The sequence below is a fragment of the Chitinimonas sp. genome, from assembly GCF_036568685.1.
In the GTDB taxonomy this organism is placed as follows: domain Bacteria; phylum Pseudomonadota; class Gammaproteobacteria; order Burkholderiales; family Chitinimonadaceae; genus Chitinimonas.
Map to the genome: position 1 here is coordinate 22,585 of NZ_DATCSC010000074.1, position 15,670 is coordinate 38,254.

Here is a 15,670-nt window from a genome sequence, read left to right on the forward strand (position 1 = left end):
CCATTCCACGGCAAGACTTGCCGCCCTGCCGGCCTACATCAAGCCTTATCGCTCAACAGCAGGCCCTGCAACTTATCGATTGCCTTGGCAATATCGACCACTTCCTGGGACGGAATTTGACGGATCACTTCCTTCGAATTCACATCCACGACCTTGACGATATTGAGGCGCGTATCTGAGTCAATACTGAACTGCAGGCTACGGTTGAACGTAGCGATGGTGTCGTTCAGCTTTTTGACTGATTCCTCAACGCTGGGTTGCTTCTCGGTCACCTTTTCGGGCTTGCCGGCTGCTGTGACGTGTGTCACACCATCCTGGCTCACCACCGGAGGCTGCTGCTCACCCAACACCGCAACCCGCACAGCCTGCGGATCCACGTGCGTGGTACCACTGGACTGAACTGGCGCAACACCAACTGCTTGCACTTGCATGATGGCTTCTCCTAGGCAAAAGCCCCGGCTCGCCTAGAGGCGCTGCCGGGGCACACTGTCTCTCTACGTTAATCTAGCTGATTAACCGCGGAGCAGAGAGAGGACCTGGTTCGGCAGCGCGTTGGCTTGGGCCAGCATCGCAGTACCAGCCTGTTGCAAGATCTGTGCCTTGGTCAGGTTCGCGGTTTCCGCAGCGAAGTCGGCGTCCTGGATCCGCGAACGCGAAGCCGAGATGTTTTCCGACGAAGTCTGCAGGTTGGCGATAGTCGCGTTGAAGCGGTTCTGCAGGGCACCGAACTTGGCGCGCTGGCTGTTGACCACCGACAGCGCGCTGTCGATGATGCGCAGGGCTTGGTTGGCACCGGACACCGTGGACACGTCCAGCGAGTTAACCGCGCTGAGGTTGGAGCCCAGAGTGTTGTTGGTGGTACCCGAACCCAGTGCCAGACCGGAGATCGAGCCCGGTTGGGTACCGGAGGTCGAGATCACACCCGAAGCCAGTGCAGTACCGGATTGGGCAGTGATCGAGTAGCTCTTGTCCGAGTCCAGGGTCACCTGACCACCGATCTTCAGCACGGCGCCCGACGATTGGGTTGCGCCACCAGCAGCACCGCCCGAACCACCGGCCGTGATGAAGGCTGCGGATGCCAGCGGCACACCGCCTTGACCACCGGTCACCAGGGACACGGTACCACCGGACTGCAGGGACACCGTCTGCATCATGATGTCGCTACCATCATCGTTCGACAGGATGATGCCGTTCGAGGTGTCGTTCAGGCGTGCGGTGATACCGGTTTGCGAAGAACGGTCGTTGAAGGCCTGGATCGATTCAGCCAGACCTGCGGCGGTCAGTTCACCCACGCTGAAGGTCACGTTCACCACGGTGGTGTTCGAACCGGTCACGTTCAGCGAGTAGGTGGCGCGGCCCGAGGCAGCGATCTGGGTAGCAGTGAAGTTGGTGAATTGGATGTTCGCGTCGTTACGTGCGGTAGCACGAACACCGGTACCCAGGGCATTGATCGAAGCAGCCACTTCACGGGCGGTCGAACCGGAGGTCAGCGAGGTGATCTGGCCACCGCCGTTGCCGCCGTTGATCACGATACCGCCGGACGTACCGCCCGAGCTACCGATCGCGTTCACCACGGCGCCGCTGGCACCGCTCAGGGTGGTACCGGACATGCTACCGGTCACGGCGAAGGTGGCCAGGTTGATCTGGTTCTTGATCTGGTAGGTACCGTAGCTGTTGGTACGGAAGTTGGCAGTGCTGGCGGTCACCACTTCGTTGGCGTTGGCGCCAATTTGGTAGGCCGCAGTGCCGAAGGAGCCGTCGAACAGCTTTTGACCGTTGAAGTCGGTGGTCACGGCAAAGCGGTCCAGTTCCGACGACAGTTGCGAGACTTCCGCGTTCAGCGAAGCACGGTCGGTCGAGGTGTTGGTACCGTTGGCCGACTGCACGGCCAGTTCGCGAATACGTTGCAGCAGGTCGCTCATCTGACCCAGCGCGCCTTCACCCACCTGCGCCAGCGACACGCCATCGTTGGCGTTGCGACGGGCTTGATCCAGGCCGCGGATCTGGGAAGTCATACGCGAGGAGATGGCCAGACCAGCGGCGTCATCCTTGGCGGAGTTGATGCGCAGGCCGGTGGACAGGCGCTGCAAAGAAGTGCTCAAGGCGTCCGACGTCTTGCTGAGATTACGCTGGGCGTTGAGCGACGGGATATTGGTGTTGATGACTTGCATGATCTCGTCTCCTGCTAGGGGCTGAGGTTAAATTAACCAGGCGGTCAACGCCTTGCTCCCTATATCGACGAGGACTGATGGAACTTTAGGGGCGACCGGCAAATTTTTTTGCCGCCTGGCAAAAATTGCCGGTCGCCCCGGTTCCCAAAGGCCTTAGAACTCGAACCAGGCCGACATCCACTCCGGCAGACGGTTCTGCAGCAGCCAGTGGTCGATCACATGCTGGCGCAGGGCATCCCCACGACGAGCAGCCTCGTCCAGATCATTGACGTGCTCCCGGATTGCCTTCACCCACTCCTCGGTCGTGTTGTTCACCAAGGTGATCGGGTAATTACCCTGGTAAGGCGTGTGGTTGGTCGCAATCATCGGGTAGCCGAGCACACCGTACTCCAGCACCCGCAGATTGCTCTTGCACTCGTTGAAGGCATTGAGCTCCAGCGGTGCGAGCGCCACATCCAGGTTCAGGCTGGCCAGATTGGCCGGATAGTCCTTGAAGGGTACGCCGCCACGGATATCCGCAAGATAGGGCGCGATGGCATCCGGTGCCATGCCGAAGAACACCCATTCGACCTCATCAGCCAGCTCACGAACCACATCGTAGATCAACTCCAGGTCACCGCCGTGGCTGACCCCGCCTGCCCAGCCGACCCGAGGCTTCTTACCGACCCGGCGCTTGGGCTTGAGCTCACCCCAGATATCAAAGTCGATGCTGTTGGGCACGACCCGGATATCTTCATGCATATCGCGGAAAGCTTCCTTGAGCGGCTCGGTCGTCACGATAAAGCGGTCGCAGAAGGCCAACGCACGGCGCATCTTGTCCGCCATATCGCGCGGCAGGTCCGCCCGGTGCAGGCTCTTCTTAGGCACCGCCGTCATGAGGTCGTCCGCCTCGAATACCAGCCGGATGTTCTTCTGGTGCTTGTACTCGCGCAGGAAGGGCAGCTGGTGGTCCATGATCTGCCGCTGCAGGACGATGGTGTCAGGCTCCATCCGACCAATTTCGACCATCAGATAATGGTCGAATGACTTCCAGCCCTCGAGCAACCCTGCATTTACCGCCGCCATATGCGGCTGGATGATCCGGTAGTTACCGCAACCCCAATCATCGCCGGGAATAGATAGCAGTCGTGGCAACGGCTTCCACGGCAAGGCCTGCTTGGTCAGCTGCGGTCGGGGTTCGATTTCGAATACACCGCCCTGCAGGATCAGGTTGCTGTTGTAGGCCGGATCAAACGAGAGCTCACGCAACCAACGCTGGTAGAGCTGCGCTTGGTTGGCCCGCTCCCGCTCCTCACGCAGCGGTGCCGGCAACACGGCCTCGTCGACCAGGCTCTCGCCGCGGGTGTGCAGCAGGTTGGCATAGGGTGTCCAGACGATGCGCTGGCCATGCTTGGTCACGCGCAAGCAAAGGTCATGATCCGCCTGGTTCTGGTCGAATGCCTCGTCGAGGCCACCAACCGACTGGAAGACCGAACGACGGATCAACAGGCAGCTGCCAGACACCGCGGAATAATTCTGCGTCGTCTGCAACCGGCCGTAGTAGCCGGGTTCATCGAAATGCAGCCCGAGGAAGGGACTTTCCGCCACGCCCAAGAGGCCCAGAATGCGGCCGGCATCGTCCACCGAGCCGTCCTGACGGAGTAGACGGGGACCCACCACCCCAACTTCGGGACGCTGTGCCTCCGACATCATTTCAGACAGCCAGTCAGCATGTAGCGGCGTCGCACTGTGATCCAGGAACAGCAGGTATTCACCGGTTGCCGAGGCGGCAGCCTGATTGCGCAGTTTGGCAAGGTTCGGCTCACCGGTGACGCGATAGACCCGCAAACGGTCCTCACCCATACCATCCAGCGCAGCCAAATAGGACAGAGTCTCCTGCGACTCGCTGCCCATATCGACGATCAACAGCTCATAGTCGGGCCAATCCGTACTGTTCAGCACACCTTCCAGGGTCGTCTGCAGCGAGACCAGGTGCTCACGGACCAAGATGATGATGGAAACACGAGGCCGATCTGCGTGCTGGTAGTGGATCCGGTAGGTCCCAGGGAGATTGCCGCTACGAACCTCGGCATCAATGCCCCGGCGTCGCAAGGAGTCGGTCAGGGCGACATGGCCTGCGGCGATGCTTTCCTGCGTCGGCAGCGTGTCAAGGCTGCGCTTTTCGGCACGATGGTAGAGTACGTCGGCAATGTGGCCGAACACCCCCTCCCCGCCTAGCTCCAAGGCCCGCAACAAGAAATCGAAGTTGCTGGCGCCCAGCGCCTCTGGCGCGAACCCACCCAGTTGCGCAAAGAAATCGCGACGAACCAGGAAAAAGTCGCCGATATACGGAATCGACTGGAAATAGTCCAGGCAGAAGTCCGGTTTGAAGTAAGGGCTGCCATAGGCCCCGGCCTCGTCGCGACGATCTTCGTCGGTATAGATGACGCGCCAGTCCGGGTGGCTGTAGGCGGACTCCATGGCATACAGCAAGCCATGGGGGACCAGCTCATCGCCGGCCTGCAGCACGGTGATCCATTCGGCATCGCTGCTGATCAGGATCTCATTGATGGCATTGTTTGGATGGCCTTCATACACCCTCCAGGACACCCTATCGCTCAGCCCAAAGCCATTTGGAACGTCCACCGGCGCCAGAATGGTGAAGCGGACAGCGTAGTAGAGCTGGTTGGCCAGGGACTGGATCGAAGCCGGCAGGTTCGCCAATGCCTCCTGGCTGGCGACCACAACCACATGCACCATGGGTTGCTTACCCCATTGTGCAATCCGCTTCTCGTAATGTCCCAGCTCGACGGCGGTGAGCAGATGGGAATGCAGGAACTGCTTGTAGGTCTCCGCCGGCTGGACCACCGCCGGTGCAATCGGGTTGTAGTCGGTCAGTGGTTCGGCCCCAAGCTCGGCCACGGTATAGAACTGGATGGAACACAGCTCACCCAGCTCCTCCAGCGTTACGCCCTTCAGCACCATCTTGCCGCAATCGATGTCGCAGGGCACCTTGGGCGCAAATATGTCGTACAGGTTCTTCAGACGCGGATCGATACCATTGACCGCTTTGGTGATGCGATACCCGGTTTCGTGGAAGAAGCGCTTGATTTCCTTATACGTAAAGAAGCGGATGTGCGTAATGTCGAGCAGGCCCCAGGCATCGTAACGCCAGTAGCCGCGCGCCAGATCTTCCATCAGGCCGGCATTGCGGGTGTTGGGGATACTAGTGACGATCTGCCCTTTGGGCGACAGCAGCGGCTTCAGCCGCACCAACACGTCCCAAGGGTTGTACATGTGCTCCAGGACGTCGGCGATGATCACGGCATCAAGCGTGCCGGGCTCGATTCCCTCCAGGACAAGATCGAAGTCCTCAAACTTGCCGCACAGCACCTTGTCGAGCCGGGTCGCCGCCTTCGCAGCCGCCGCTTGGTTCAGCTCGATACCCCAGACCTTGGCATGGGGGTATTTCTGCTTGAAGGCCAAGCCGGTACCGCCAGCCGAGCAGCCGATATCGAGCAGCAAGCTAGGCTCATTGCTGAACATCTCCACCAGGTCAGGCCGACGGCCATCGTGGTAACCGGTGGCATCCATGTGCTCTACGTCGAGCAATTCCTGCCAGATGTAGCCACTGGCCTGCTTGGCCTTGAGAAGTTGCCGCATCAGTTCTGCAGCGCGCTGATGCGCCAGGCCATCAACCCCGATGTTGTATCGAGGCGCTGCCGCCTTGAGCTTGTCGCCCAGATGGGCGCGGGTTTCGGCATTGGTCGCCAGATGGGCCAGTATCGGGGCAAGCTCGTCGGGCGACGCCTCGATGACGCCAGAATCCGTGTCAAAGCTCGGGCCGAGCCGGACGCCAAACCAATTCATCAGGTTCACAACCGGCGTACCGGCGATCATGGCCTCGACCTGGATATTCGAATCGGTGCCAATGACCACGTCGCCAGCGACGACCCATTGCTCCGCGCTGGCCGTGCTATAGCAATAACTCCCTTCGGCCAGCCCCAGGTCCGCGGCGATCTTGCGCATCACCGCTTCCGATTCAGCATGGGTGCCGGGCCGGTCCTTGATGATGAACTCGGCATCGATGCCCGCCTCGCGCAGGTCGCGCACGGCAGTGAGGAACTGCTGTACACCCTGCTCGAATGCGAGCGGGTTGCCGACGGCGGTCAGGTAGGCGGCCCAGGTCGTCGCAAACAACACCCAGGGCTTGTCTTTGGACAAACCATGCGCCTGCGCCAGTTGATCCCTATAGACGTCTCGCGCGGATAGATGGGCCGGGTAGTGGTCCCAGGCGGGATTGCCGGTGACATAACACCGTTGCGGGTCGACACCGATGTCGAGGTAACTTTCGAGGCCACGCTGGCCATACACCGCCAGATGGTCGGCAAACAACGCGCCATGCACCGTGTAGGGCTTGCACAAGGCCACGCCGTGCATCAATTGCAGGCTGGGAATGCTGGCACGCTTGGCCCAGATGACCGCCGTTTTGGACTGGGAAGTCAGATCTTCGCTGGCCACCAGCAAACGGACGTCATACTGGGCCTGAGCCGCCTCAAGCGACTGCAGCAGATGGATCATGGCCGGCACTTCCGCGTCGGCACGTTGTTTCAACAAGGGCTGGAAGCGCGATTCGTCGAGCTCCAGCTGGGCACAACCGTCTTCCCAGCCGGTAGTGGTGAAATAATGCGCCAGCTTGCTCAGATTGGCGTTGACCGACTCGTGGATACGTTGCTCACCAGCTTCATCGACCAGGCTCTCCAGCTCCAGCAACTGGCTACCGAAACGTTCCAGGCTGCGAGCCAGCTCCGGGCTGAAATGGGCACGCGGGGTCAGAATGACCAGCCCCGGCTCATTCGCACAAAATGCCTCGATCACATTATGGTAGCGAGGCCACAACAGGGAGACGACAGCTCCTTGTTTGTTATTCATTATTCTTCTCCCTGGTAAAACACGTTCAGGTAATCGACCAGTACGTCACGCACGAGGTTGTATTCCAGGCCGGGTCCCAATGGCACGCCACCGTGCTCGAACTTGGCACCGAAATCCCCATTGCGGCGCCATTCACCCGCTACCCGGAGTGCGTATTGGTCCAGTTGTTCCTGAAGCTGCCAATCCTCGAACAAGGCGGAAATCTCTGCCGGCAGATAGGCTGCAAGCGGCAGCGCCGGGAAGTGCTGGCGTACTACCTTGAGCAACTCAAACAGCAGGAAGCTATTGCGCGGGTGCGATAGATGCTGACGCAGCGCCGCTGCCTGGTTGTCCGCCAGCGGTGGGAAGACCGCGGCAACATCGCCTGCACGCCAGGAGGCGTTCAAGCGCTGCTGCTCGGCGAGCCAGGCCGCATTGGCAGCAGGATCCGCCACCTTATCCAACACCACCATGAAACGGCCGGTGGCCGTACAAGGCAGCTTCCAGATCACCTCGGTTTCCAGCCACAGCGCGAAATCGAACAGCTTCTTATCGGTCGTCATCCAACCCAGCAAGCGATTCCACCAATGCTTGGTTTCCAGGCTGGCGAGCCAATGATTGCGGGTACTGACCACAAAACCACCGACCGCCGTGATCGCTTGCACACGGTAGCCATGCATATCTGCCCACTGGACAAGGTCGCCAGCTCGCGCCAGGGACATATAGCTGCCAAAGGCCGCCTCGCCTTCAGCCACCATGCGCTCGGTTGCCTCTCCCGCGCCATACACGGCCTCGAGATGGTCAAGCGAGTGGATATCAAACAGGATGCGACCACCAGGTTTGAGCACCCGGTCCCACTCAAGCAGGATCTCCCGCCAGTGCGGGAAGTGGACCACCACATTGAGCGACAGCAAGAAGTCGAAATTGGCGCTGGGTAGCGGCAGATTGGCCACATCGCCCGGCATCAGGGTCATGGGCGTCTGGCCGGCCAAGCGACGGGTCTCGTCAAGCATGGCTTGGGAGCTATCGATACCCGTCACGTCCATGCCACGCTGAGCCAGGGGGATAGAGCCACGGCCGGTACCAATACCTACGTCCAGCACCCGCGGGCCGGTGGCATAGCGCTCGATGTAGCGCATCTCGAGCTGGTGTTTGAGTTGGTTGGTGCCCGTATTCTCGAACATCCGCTTGGAGTACCAGGCCACCATATTGGCGTCCTTCCAGGCATCCGTCTTCCAGTCGATCAAGGCTTGTTTATTGTCACTCATGGTGCATTCCTGTCTCTGGGTACTTATTGTCTATCACAACCATTGTCTTGCACGCCGGCTACGCCGCCTTGAACTCGTTGCGTAGCACGGCAAATTCGATCACGTCCACGAAACGACCATCCTTCCAGGCCGCCTCCACACGCCTACCCTCTTCCCGCATGCCCAGCTTACGGGCCAGCCCGATCATGCCGGCGTTGTCGGCAAAGGTGCCGCAGTGCACCCGGTGCAGGCCCAGGGCATCAAAACCATGTTGCAGCAGCAAACGGCCAGCCTCCTCACCCACCCCCTTGCCCCAGGCGGAGCGGTCACCCAGCAGGATGGCAAACTCGGCCGAGCGGTGGCGGGCGTGGATCTGGTTAAGCGAGATATTGCCGACGTGGCGTTGCTCGACAGTCAGCATGATGGCCAGTGTCAGGCTGTCCTGCCGCTGCCGGCTGGCGCGGATGAAGTCCAAGGCCGCCTCGCGACCGTAAGGGAAGACATGGTGGCTGTTACCAGCGCAAACCTCCGCATCGTTCAGCCAGCCCGGATAGGCACCATCGGCATCGCTATCTGCCAATGCCCGCAGGTATATACGAGGGCCTTGCAAGAAGGCGGGTAGCGTCATGCCGCTTCCTCTCGCAGACGGCCGATCTGGCCCAGCACCTTTTCCCAGGCATCGGCCACGCTGTCGACATCGGCCGTACTGAGGCTGGCATGCACATAATCGGCGTACAACAGCGACTGGAAGTGCATGTGCTCGGTTGTCGGGCACAGGCCACGGGCATAGTCCAGCTTGCCCTGGTAGGCCGGATGGTTGAAGGGGAAGCCATCGCGGCCGATGGCGATCTGCTGCTGGTACATGGGCTGCAGGTAGAGCGGCTCGACGTAGCCCTCGCCCACCGGAATCCCCTCTGCTCGCAAAGCCTGCGCGAGCCGCGCGCGCGGTACGCCGGTCGCCGTAGCGTCGTACTTGATGGCGTAGACATACCAGCCGTGCTCAACCTCAGGCTGCACATGGGGTACGGTGACACCCGGCAGACCGGCAAGGCGGCGGCTAAGATGGGCGGCATGGCTTTGCCGCTGAGCCAGCAGCGCCGGCAATTTTTTCAGTTGCTCGGCGGCAATCGCCGCCTCGATCTCGGTCATGCGGTAGTTGAAGCCGACCAGATTGACGAGGTTGGTCTCTCCCTTGGCCTTGACCACGGCCTCGGCATGGTTACGGATCAGGCGCATACGCTCGGCGAGGTCAGCATCGTCGGTAACGGCTATGCCACCCTCACCGCAGTGGATGGTTTTGTGATAGTTGAGGCTGAAAACGCCGATATCGGCCAGAGTGCCACTGTAGCGGCCCTTGTAGCGGGCACCGGGGCCCTGGGCGTTGTCTTCGATCACCTTGATGCCGTGCTGGCGTGCCAGAGCCATGATGGGCTCGAAATCGGCCGGCTGGCCAAAGATATCGACCACGATGATGGCCTTGGTACGCGGGGTGATGCGCGCGGCGATCGTAGCGGCAGACAGGCAGAAGGTATCCGGGTCGATATCGGCAAAGACCGGCGCGGCACCATAGACCACGGCAGCCACTGCGGAGGCAGACATGGTGTAGGGCGACACGATGACCTCATCGCCGGGACCGATGCCCAGCGCGCCGACAGCGGCATACAGGCAGGAGGTGGCGGAGTTCATCGAGACGGCGTGGGCGACCGAGAAGTGGCGCTCCCAGTCGCGCTCCAGCGATTGAACGCGGTCACCGCCGTAGAAGTCGGGCGTCCAGGCACCCAGAAAGCGCGACAGGACCGCGCTATCGAGTACCGCGTTGACGGCGGCCCGTTCCTCCGGACCAAGCGTGTTGTAGGCGGGTAGCGGCGCCTTGCGCACCGGGGATCCGCCGAAGAGGGCGAGTTCTTGCATCATGCCAAATACCGTCCAGGCACATCTCGTTCAGCCCTGCAGCGCATGCATGGCGTCCAGCACACGCTGCGCAGCCTGACCATCGGGACTGGGCGGTACGGGCGCCGGGCCATCCAGCAGTTCGGCGATCGCCCGGGCCAACCCGGCGGGATCGTCGCAGCGCCGGCTGAGGCCTGAACGATTTGAGGGTAATGGGTCGCTATCCCAGCGGCCGGGTTGGTAACTCAACACACGGCAACCAAGATAGCACGCTTCCAGCAGCAGCATCGAATGGATGCCAACTACGATATCGGCACATTTAAGCAAATCATGAGCCAGGGCGTCCGGTGCCAGTCTGCTATTGGCCCAGACCTGGCCCAGGGCGGCAAAATCGGCAGCGTTTTCACGGGGATGTGGTTTGACCCGCAGGGCGATGGGGCGGCCCAGTTCGCGCAGGGCCGCTTCAACATCCGCCAAGGCGGCCTGCTCGTCTATCCAGCGGTGCTGCCCCAGCTGCTGCGCCAGCATGCGTAGGGGTTGGGAAGCAAACAGCAATAGCTGTTCCGCTTCGCCGACACCACAGGCTGCACGCAAAGTGGCGCGACGTGCCGGGCTCAACCCGCCGGCATGCGCCAGCTTGTCCAAGGCCGGCTGACCAGTTACCAGCAGACAGCTGGCGGGGAAGCCGTCCCGCAGCATCTCTTGCCGCGCCAGCTCATCGGGTACCGCAATGCGGTCAGGCAGACAAAGCGCCGCCCCCATCAGAAAGCGCGCCCGGTAGTTGCTCCAGAAATCCAGCAGCGCCAGGCTGGCCACGCCGGCCTGGCGTGCCGCCTGCAGCCAACGCAGCTCGAACATATGCTCATTGACCGAGGTAGCGCACAACAGGCCCGCACAGCCCTCCAGGTCAGGTAACTCGGCGTCTGCCACCACCCAGCCACGCTCGCGCCAGGCATGGGCGGATTGGGCATAGGCAAACAGCCGGCAAGGCAGGCCTTGCTGCTGCATCTGCGCCACGACCGGCGCCAAAGCACTCCCCCCGCCAGGGTCGCCGGCGACGATGGCCCAGGGCTTCATACCACCGGCTCCGGCTTGCCACTCAGCATGGAACGGCAGGCCGCATCGGCAGCGCAAAGTGCCAGCAGCCCGTCTTCGGCATCGCACCGCGAAGCAGTACGTTCCAGGACGGTATCTCGGAGGTTCTCGACCGCGCCCAGCAGGAGATCACGCATACCGCTGGTATCGGTATCGGTCAGCACGGGCAAGCGATAACCGGCGTAGTAAGGGCTCTCCGCTGCGGCATACCACGCTATGCAGTGGCCGCTCTCGGTGATGCGTACCCTGCCCTGTTCAGCCACGATATCCATCTCGAACAGGCTGTAGTGCAGATGATCCGTGCCCAGCAGACTCGCAGTGACGCCGCCAGCCAGGGTGATGCGCAGATCGGGCGTGGGATCGCCCTCATAGTCGCTGGCCTGGCTGGGCCAGGCCTGTACGGAAACCAAGGGCCCCAGCAGATAACGCAGCAGGTCCAGCCAGTGGCCGCCGTTATGTTTGACGCCCTTGCCGTAGTAGCCGGACACCTGCTGAATACGCCCCAGCCTACCCTCGGCGAGTGCCGTCTTGAGCTTGGCGTGGGCAGGACAAAAGCGACGAGAGTAGTTCACCACCACGGCCAGACCACGCGCCTGCAACTGGTTCAGCACGGCGCGCCCCTCATCCAGATCCAGCGCCAGCGGCTTTTCCAGCAGCAGCCCGCGCAGACGGGGCGCAGTTGCAGCCAGTTTCGCCAACGGGGCGTGCAATCTATCCGGGGCGGCAATGCTCAGAAGATCCAGTGGCTCCTTGGCCAACATCTGCGCAGCATCGGTATAGCGCCGCTCTGGCGGAATGCCATAGCGCTCGCCACAGTTGGCCAACTTGGCCGGGTCAGCGTCGGCAATCGCCCAGAGCGCAACCCCCTCTGCAGCTCGATACGCCGCAGCGTGGGTATAGATGCCGACCCGGTCGGCATCTTCATCGAACTCACAACCGATCCGGCCGCAACCGACCAGCCCGGCCTTCATCACGCCAACAGCTCCCAGCTCAGCGGGGTACCGCGCTTGATGGCCTTACCGGCCTTGCGACCGATGATCACGTCCATCTCCTTGGGCGGCAGGCCCAGGCCGGGGCGGATGGCCCGGACATTATCGGCACTGAATGCCTCACCGGCCGCCATATCCTTGACCACGTAGAGCGAACGACGGAAAACCAGCGACTTCTTTTCGGCACTGGTGGCGCCATACTGCACATGGCCCATGGCCTGCCAGGCCCGTTCGGTCTCGACCACCAGCGAGGCCATTTCGGCCGGCTCCAACGAGAACGTGGAATCCACACCGCCATCGGCACGGGCCAGGGTGAAGTGCTTTTCGACCACCGTGGCGCCCAGCGCCACCGCCGCGACCGAGGCGCCAACCCCCATGGTGTGGTCGCTCAGGCCTACCTGGCAGCCAAACAGCTCACGCAGATGTGGGATGGTACGCAGGTGGGTGTTCTCCGGCGTGGACGGATAGGTGCTGGTGCACTTGAGCAGCACAAGGTCCTGGCAGCCTGCGGCACGGGCGGCACGCACGCTCTCGTCCAGCTCGGCCACATTGGCCATGCCGGTAGAGATGATCATGGGCTTGCCGGTCGCCGCCACGCGGCGGATCAAGGGGATATCGGTATTCTCAAAGCTGGCGATCTTGTAGGCCGGCACATCGAGGCTCTCGAGAAAATCCACCGCGCTTTCATCAAACGGGGTGGAGAAAGCCAGCATGCCCAGTGCCTTGGCCCGATCGAAGATGGGCTTGTGCCACTCCCAAGGGGTGTAGGCCTCCTGATAGAGCTTGTACAGCGAATTCCCGGCCCAGAGACTGTTTGGATCGGCGATATGGAATTCGCCCTCATCCAGATCCAGCGTCATGGTATCCGGTGTGTAGGTCTGCAGCTTGAGCGCGTGGGCGCCAGCCTTGGCCGCCGCCTCCACAATGGCCAGCGCGCGCTCTAGCGACTGGTTATGGTTGCCGCTCATCTCGGCGATCACAAACGGCGCTGCATCCGGGCCAACAGCACGATTGCCGATCTTGAAAGTTCGCATAGAAGCTCCCCAGGGAAATATACCGGCCGGCAATGATTGCTAACCATACCGCCCGCGCGGCGCTTACGCACGCGGTTCTTACACGTAGCGGCCGATCCACACGGCAGCCGCTGCAGACAAAGCGCTACAGAGTACGCTCGAAACGATCACCCGACTGCCGGTAGCCAGCTTGCTGGAACAGCTTGAGCGAAGCCGTATTGCCCGGTAGCACTGTCGCATCGATCGCCTTGAGCCCAGGCCATTGGCTCGCTACCCAGGCATCTCCCGCAGCCAACAGGGCTGCGCCCCAGCCCATGCCCTCGTTGCCGGCAAACAGGTAGATGGAGACCTCAGCACGCTCCGACTGGGTTGGGTGGCGGTCGTAACGCAGCACACCGACCGGGCCATCCGCTCCTTCTCCGATCAGCAGTACACGATCCGATCGGGCCAAGGTGGCCGCCAGCCAGCCGAGATGAGCCTCCCAGACGATGGGCTCTGGATTGAGCGACCAGCGGCGTACCAACTCGGCATTACGGCCATCAAACAACAACTGGTCATCGGCCGCTGTGGCAAGTCGTAGTTGCAGCGTGGCAGTGGCAAAGGCAGCGGCGACGCGACGTACGCCCTGCCCATCTACCAGCGCCCGGGACCGGTCGGCATAGCCTTGGCGGCGGGCTTGGTCGGGAATCAGGGCAACGACCGCCTGCCGCAAGCCCGCAGCGCCGACCTTTGCAGCAGGCCCAAGATAAGCATGGACGCCGGCCTCGGCCAGCTTTTGCGCATTAGCGACTTGGTTGGCAGCGACTGCGATGCAGAGCGTCGGCAAGCCCAGCGCGGCCCGCTCCCAGCTGGTGCCACCACCCGCACCAATGAATAGGTCGGCTTGACGCATCAGCGTGGCAAAGTCGGTGACGTGGCGGTGCAGGTGCCAGTTGGGCTGCCCTTGGGCGCGCACCTGCAAGGCGTTCCATGCCGGATTGGCGGCGCCGGCGACAAAGTCCACCGTGAGCTCGCTCAATCCTTCCAATGCCTCCATGGCCTTGAGTGTCTCGCCACTGGCGTCCACGCCACCAAAATTCACCAGCACGCGTGCCACGCGGGGACGCGGAGCGGCGGCAGGGGTGGCGAACTCCGGGCGCAGCAAGGCGTAGCGAGGGCCGAGCAGGCAGCGGCAGCCCGCCGGCAGCAGGCCGGTGTAGGCGGCAAGGTTTGCCGTCAGGTTCTGGTCGATTAAGAGGTCGGCATCGTGCGGGCGATTGGCAAGGTCGTCGATCACCGCGATACGATGCGCCAGCGTTCGCGCACCGTGCTGCCACTGGGCGTCGAGCCCATAGTGATCCAAGAGCAGCCAATCCCAGGTTGGCATGCCCGCCGCCAACTGTTGCAAGGCGGCCAGATCGGCCTGCCAGGCGATGAGGTGCTCGATGTCGTTGACAGGGGATTCACCCGGGTAGTGTGCAGGCAAGGCGAGGTGATTGAAGCCGGCCGCCGTCACCTGGGCCAAGGCGTGGCCGGGCAGCTCGCGGCAGGCGAAGGTGACCTCAGCGCCGCGTTCCTGCAAACCCCGCGCCAGGGTAAGGCAGCGCATGACATGGCCGGAACCGATGGCCAGGGAGGCATCGGCGCGGATCAATACCTTCACGCGATCTCACCGCCGGCCAACAGCGCGCCGTAGAGGTATTCCGCACGGCGCCAGTCCTCCAGGGTGTCGATGTCCTGTACCAGGTAACGCGGCAGTACCACCGGCAGCGAGGCCGGCGAGAAGATGACGTCACCACGCAACCAGGCTTCGGCCCGACCCCAGTAGAACTGGCCGGCATCATGGTAGGCCTCTTCCAGATCTTGCGAGCGGGTATTGCGATACTGCGGATAGAGCGCATCGACCGCGCCCTCCTCGGTCAGGCGGATGGCGCGCTGGACGGGGAAGGGAAAGCTGGTGACCGAGAAAGCGTAGGACTTGGTGGGATGCTCAAGCAAGGCGGCATGGCCGGCCTGCAGGTAGCGGGCCTGTACAAAGGGCGCGGTGGCATAGATGCAGCAGGCCAATTCGACCGGTTCGCCTTCGGCTCGCAGGGCCTCGATGGCGTGCTGGATGACGGCAATGGTGGTGGTGTGGTCGTCGGCCAGCGCCGCGGGACGGACAAAGGGTACTTCAGCCCCCTCGGCACGCGCCAGGCTCATGATCTCGTCATCGTCGGTACTGACGACAACACGGTCGAACAGGCCGCTCGCCTTGGCCGCCGCGATGGAGTAAGCCAGCATGGGCCGGCCATGGAAGGCTTTGACGTTCTTGCGCGGAATACGCTTGCTGCCGCCACGGGCGGGAATGATGGCGATGGTAGTCATATCGGCGGCTCTATCAGTCTTGACCGGCA

Annotated in this window: 11 protein-coding genes; all 11 read right to left on the minus strand. The window is 62.2% G+C overall.

What is annotated here, in order from left to right:
- Window positions 1-38: 38 nt before the first annotated feature.
- Window positions 39-431, minus strand: coding sequence for a flagellar protein FlaG (locus VIM95_RS11665; RefSeq protein ID WP_331985828.1), 393 nt, complete (start codon window positions 429-431; stop codon window positions 39-41).
- 81 nt (window positions 432-512) lie between these two features.
- The gene (locus VIM95_RS11670; protein WP_331985830.1) at window positions 513-2,171 is read right to left on the minus strand and encodes a flagellin; all 1,659 of its coding nucleotides are present in this window, start codon (window positions 2,169-2,171) and stop codon (window positions 513-515) included.
- 153 nt (window positions 2,172-2,324) lie between these two features.
- Entirely contained in the window at window positions 2,325-7,082 is a 4,758-nt protein-coding gene (locus VIM95_RS11675; RefSeq protein ID WP_331985832.1) for a glycosyltransferase, read from the minus strand.
- Window positions 7,082-8,329, minus strand: coding sequence for a class I SAM-dependent methyltransferase (locus tag VIM95_RS11680; protein ID WP_331985834.1), 1,248 nt, complete (start codon window positions 8,327-8,329; stop codon window positions 7,082-7,084). The genes VIM95_RS11675 and VIM95_RS11680 overlap by 1 nt, the downstream gene beginning before the upstream one ends.
- A gap of 58 nt (window positions 8,330-8,387) precedes the next feature.
- Window positions 8,388-8,936 carry a GNAT family protein gene (locus VIM95_RS11685; protein ID WP_331985836.1) on the minus strand — a complete coding sequence of 183 codons (549 nt, stop codon included), beginning with the start codon at window positions 8,934-8,936 and terminating at the stop codon, window positions 8,388-8,390.
- The gene (locus tag VIM95_RS11690) at window positions 8,933-10,222 is read right to left on the minus strand and encodes a DegT/DnrJ/EryC1/StrS family aminotransferase (RefSeq protein WP_331985838.1); all 1,290 of its coding nucleotides are present in this window, start codon (window positions 10,220-10,222) and stop codon (window positions 8,933-8,935) included. Before VIM95_RS11690 ends, VIM95_RS11685 begins: the two co-directional genes overlap by 4 nt.
- 27 nt (window positions 10,223-10,249) lie before the next feature.
- The gene (locus tag VIM95_RS11695) at window positions 10,250-11,275 is read right to left on the minus strand and encodes a hypothetical protein (RefSeq protein WP_331985840.1); all 1,026 of its coding nucleotides are present in this window, start codon (window positions 11,273-11,275) and stop codon (window positions 10,250-10,252) included.
- Window positions 11,272-12,264 carry a Gfo/Idh/MocA family oxidoreductase gene (locus VIM95_RS11700; RefSeq protein WP_331985898.1) on the minus strand — a complete coding sequence of 331 codons (993 nt, stop codon included), beginning with the start codon at window positions 12,262-12,264 and terminating at the stop codon, window positions 11,272-11,274. Before VIM95_RS11700 ends, VIM95_RS11695 begins: the two co-directional genes overlap by 4 nt.
- Window positions 12,264-13,316, minus strand: coding sequence for a pseudaminic acid synthase (pseI, locus tag VIM95_RS11705; RefSeq protein ID WP_331985842.1), 1,053 nt, complete (start codon window positions 13,314-13,316; stop codon window positions 12,264-12,266). The genes VIM95_RS11700 and pseI overlap by 1 nt, the downstream gene beginning before the upstream one ends.
- A 124-nt stretch (window positions 13,317-13,440) precedes the next feature.
- Window positions 13,441-14,937 carry a UDP-2,4-diacetamido-2,4,6-trideoxy-beta-L-altropyranose hydrolase gene (gene pseG, locus VIM95_RS11710; protein ID WP_331985844.1) on the minus strand — a complete coding sequence of 499 codons (1,497 nt, stop codon included), beginning with the start codon at window positions 14,935-14,937 and terminating at the stop codon, window positions 13,441-13,443.
- Entirely contained in the window at window positions 14,934-15,641 is a 708-nt protein-coding gene (gene pseF, locus VIM95_RS11715) for a pseudaminic acid cytidylyltransferase (RefSeq protein WP_331985846.1), read from the minus strand. The genes pseG and pseF overlap by 4 nt, the downstream gene beginning before the upstream one ends.
- Between the last annotated feature and the right edge of the window lie 29 nt (window positions 15,642-15,670).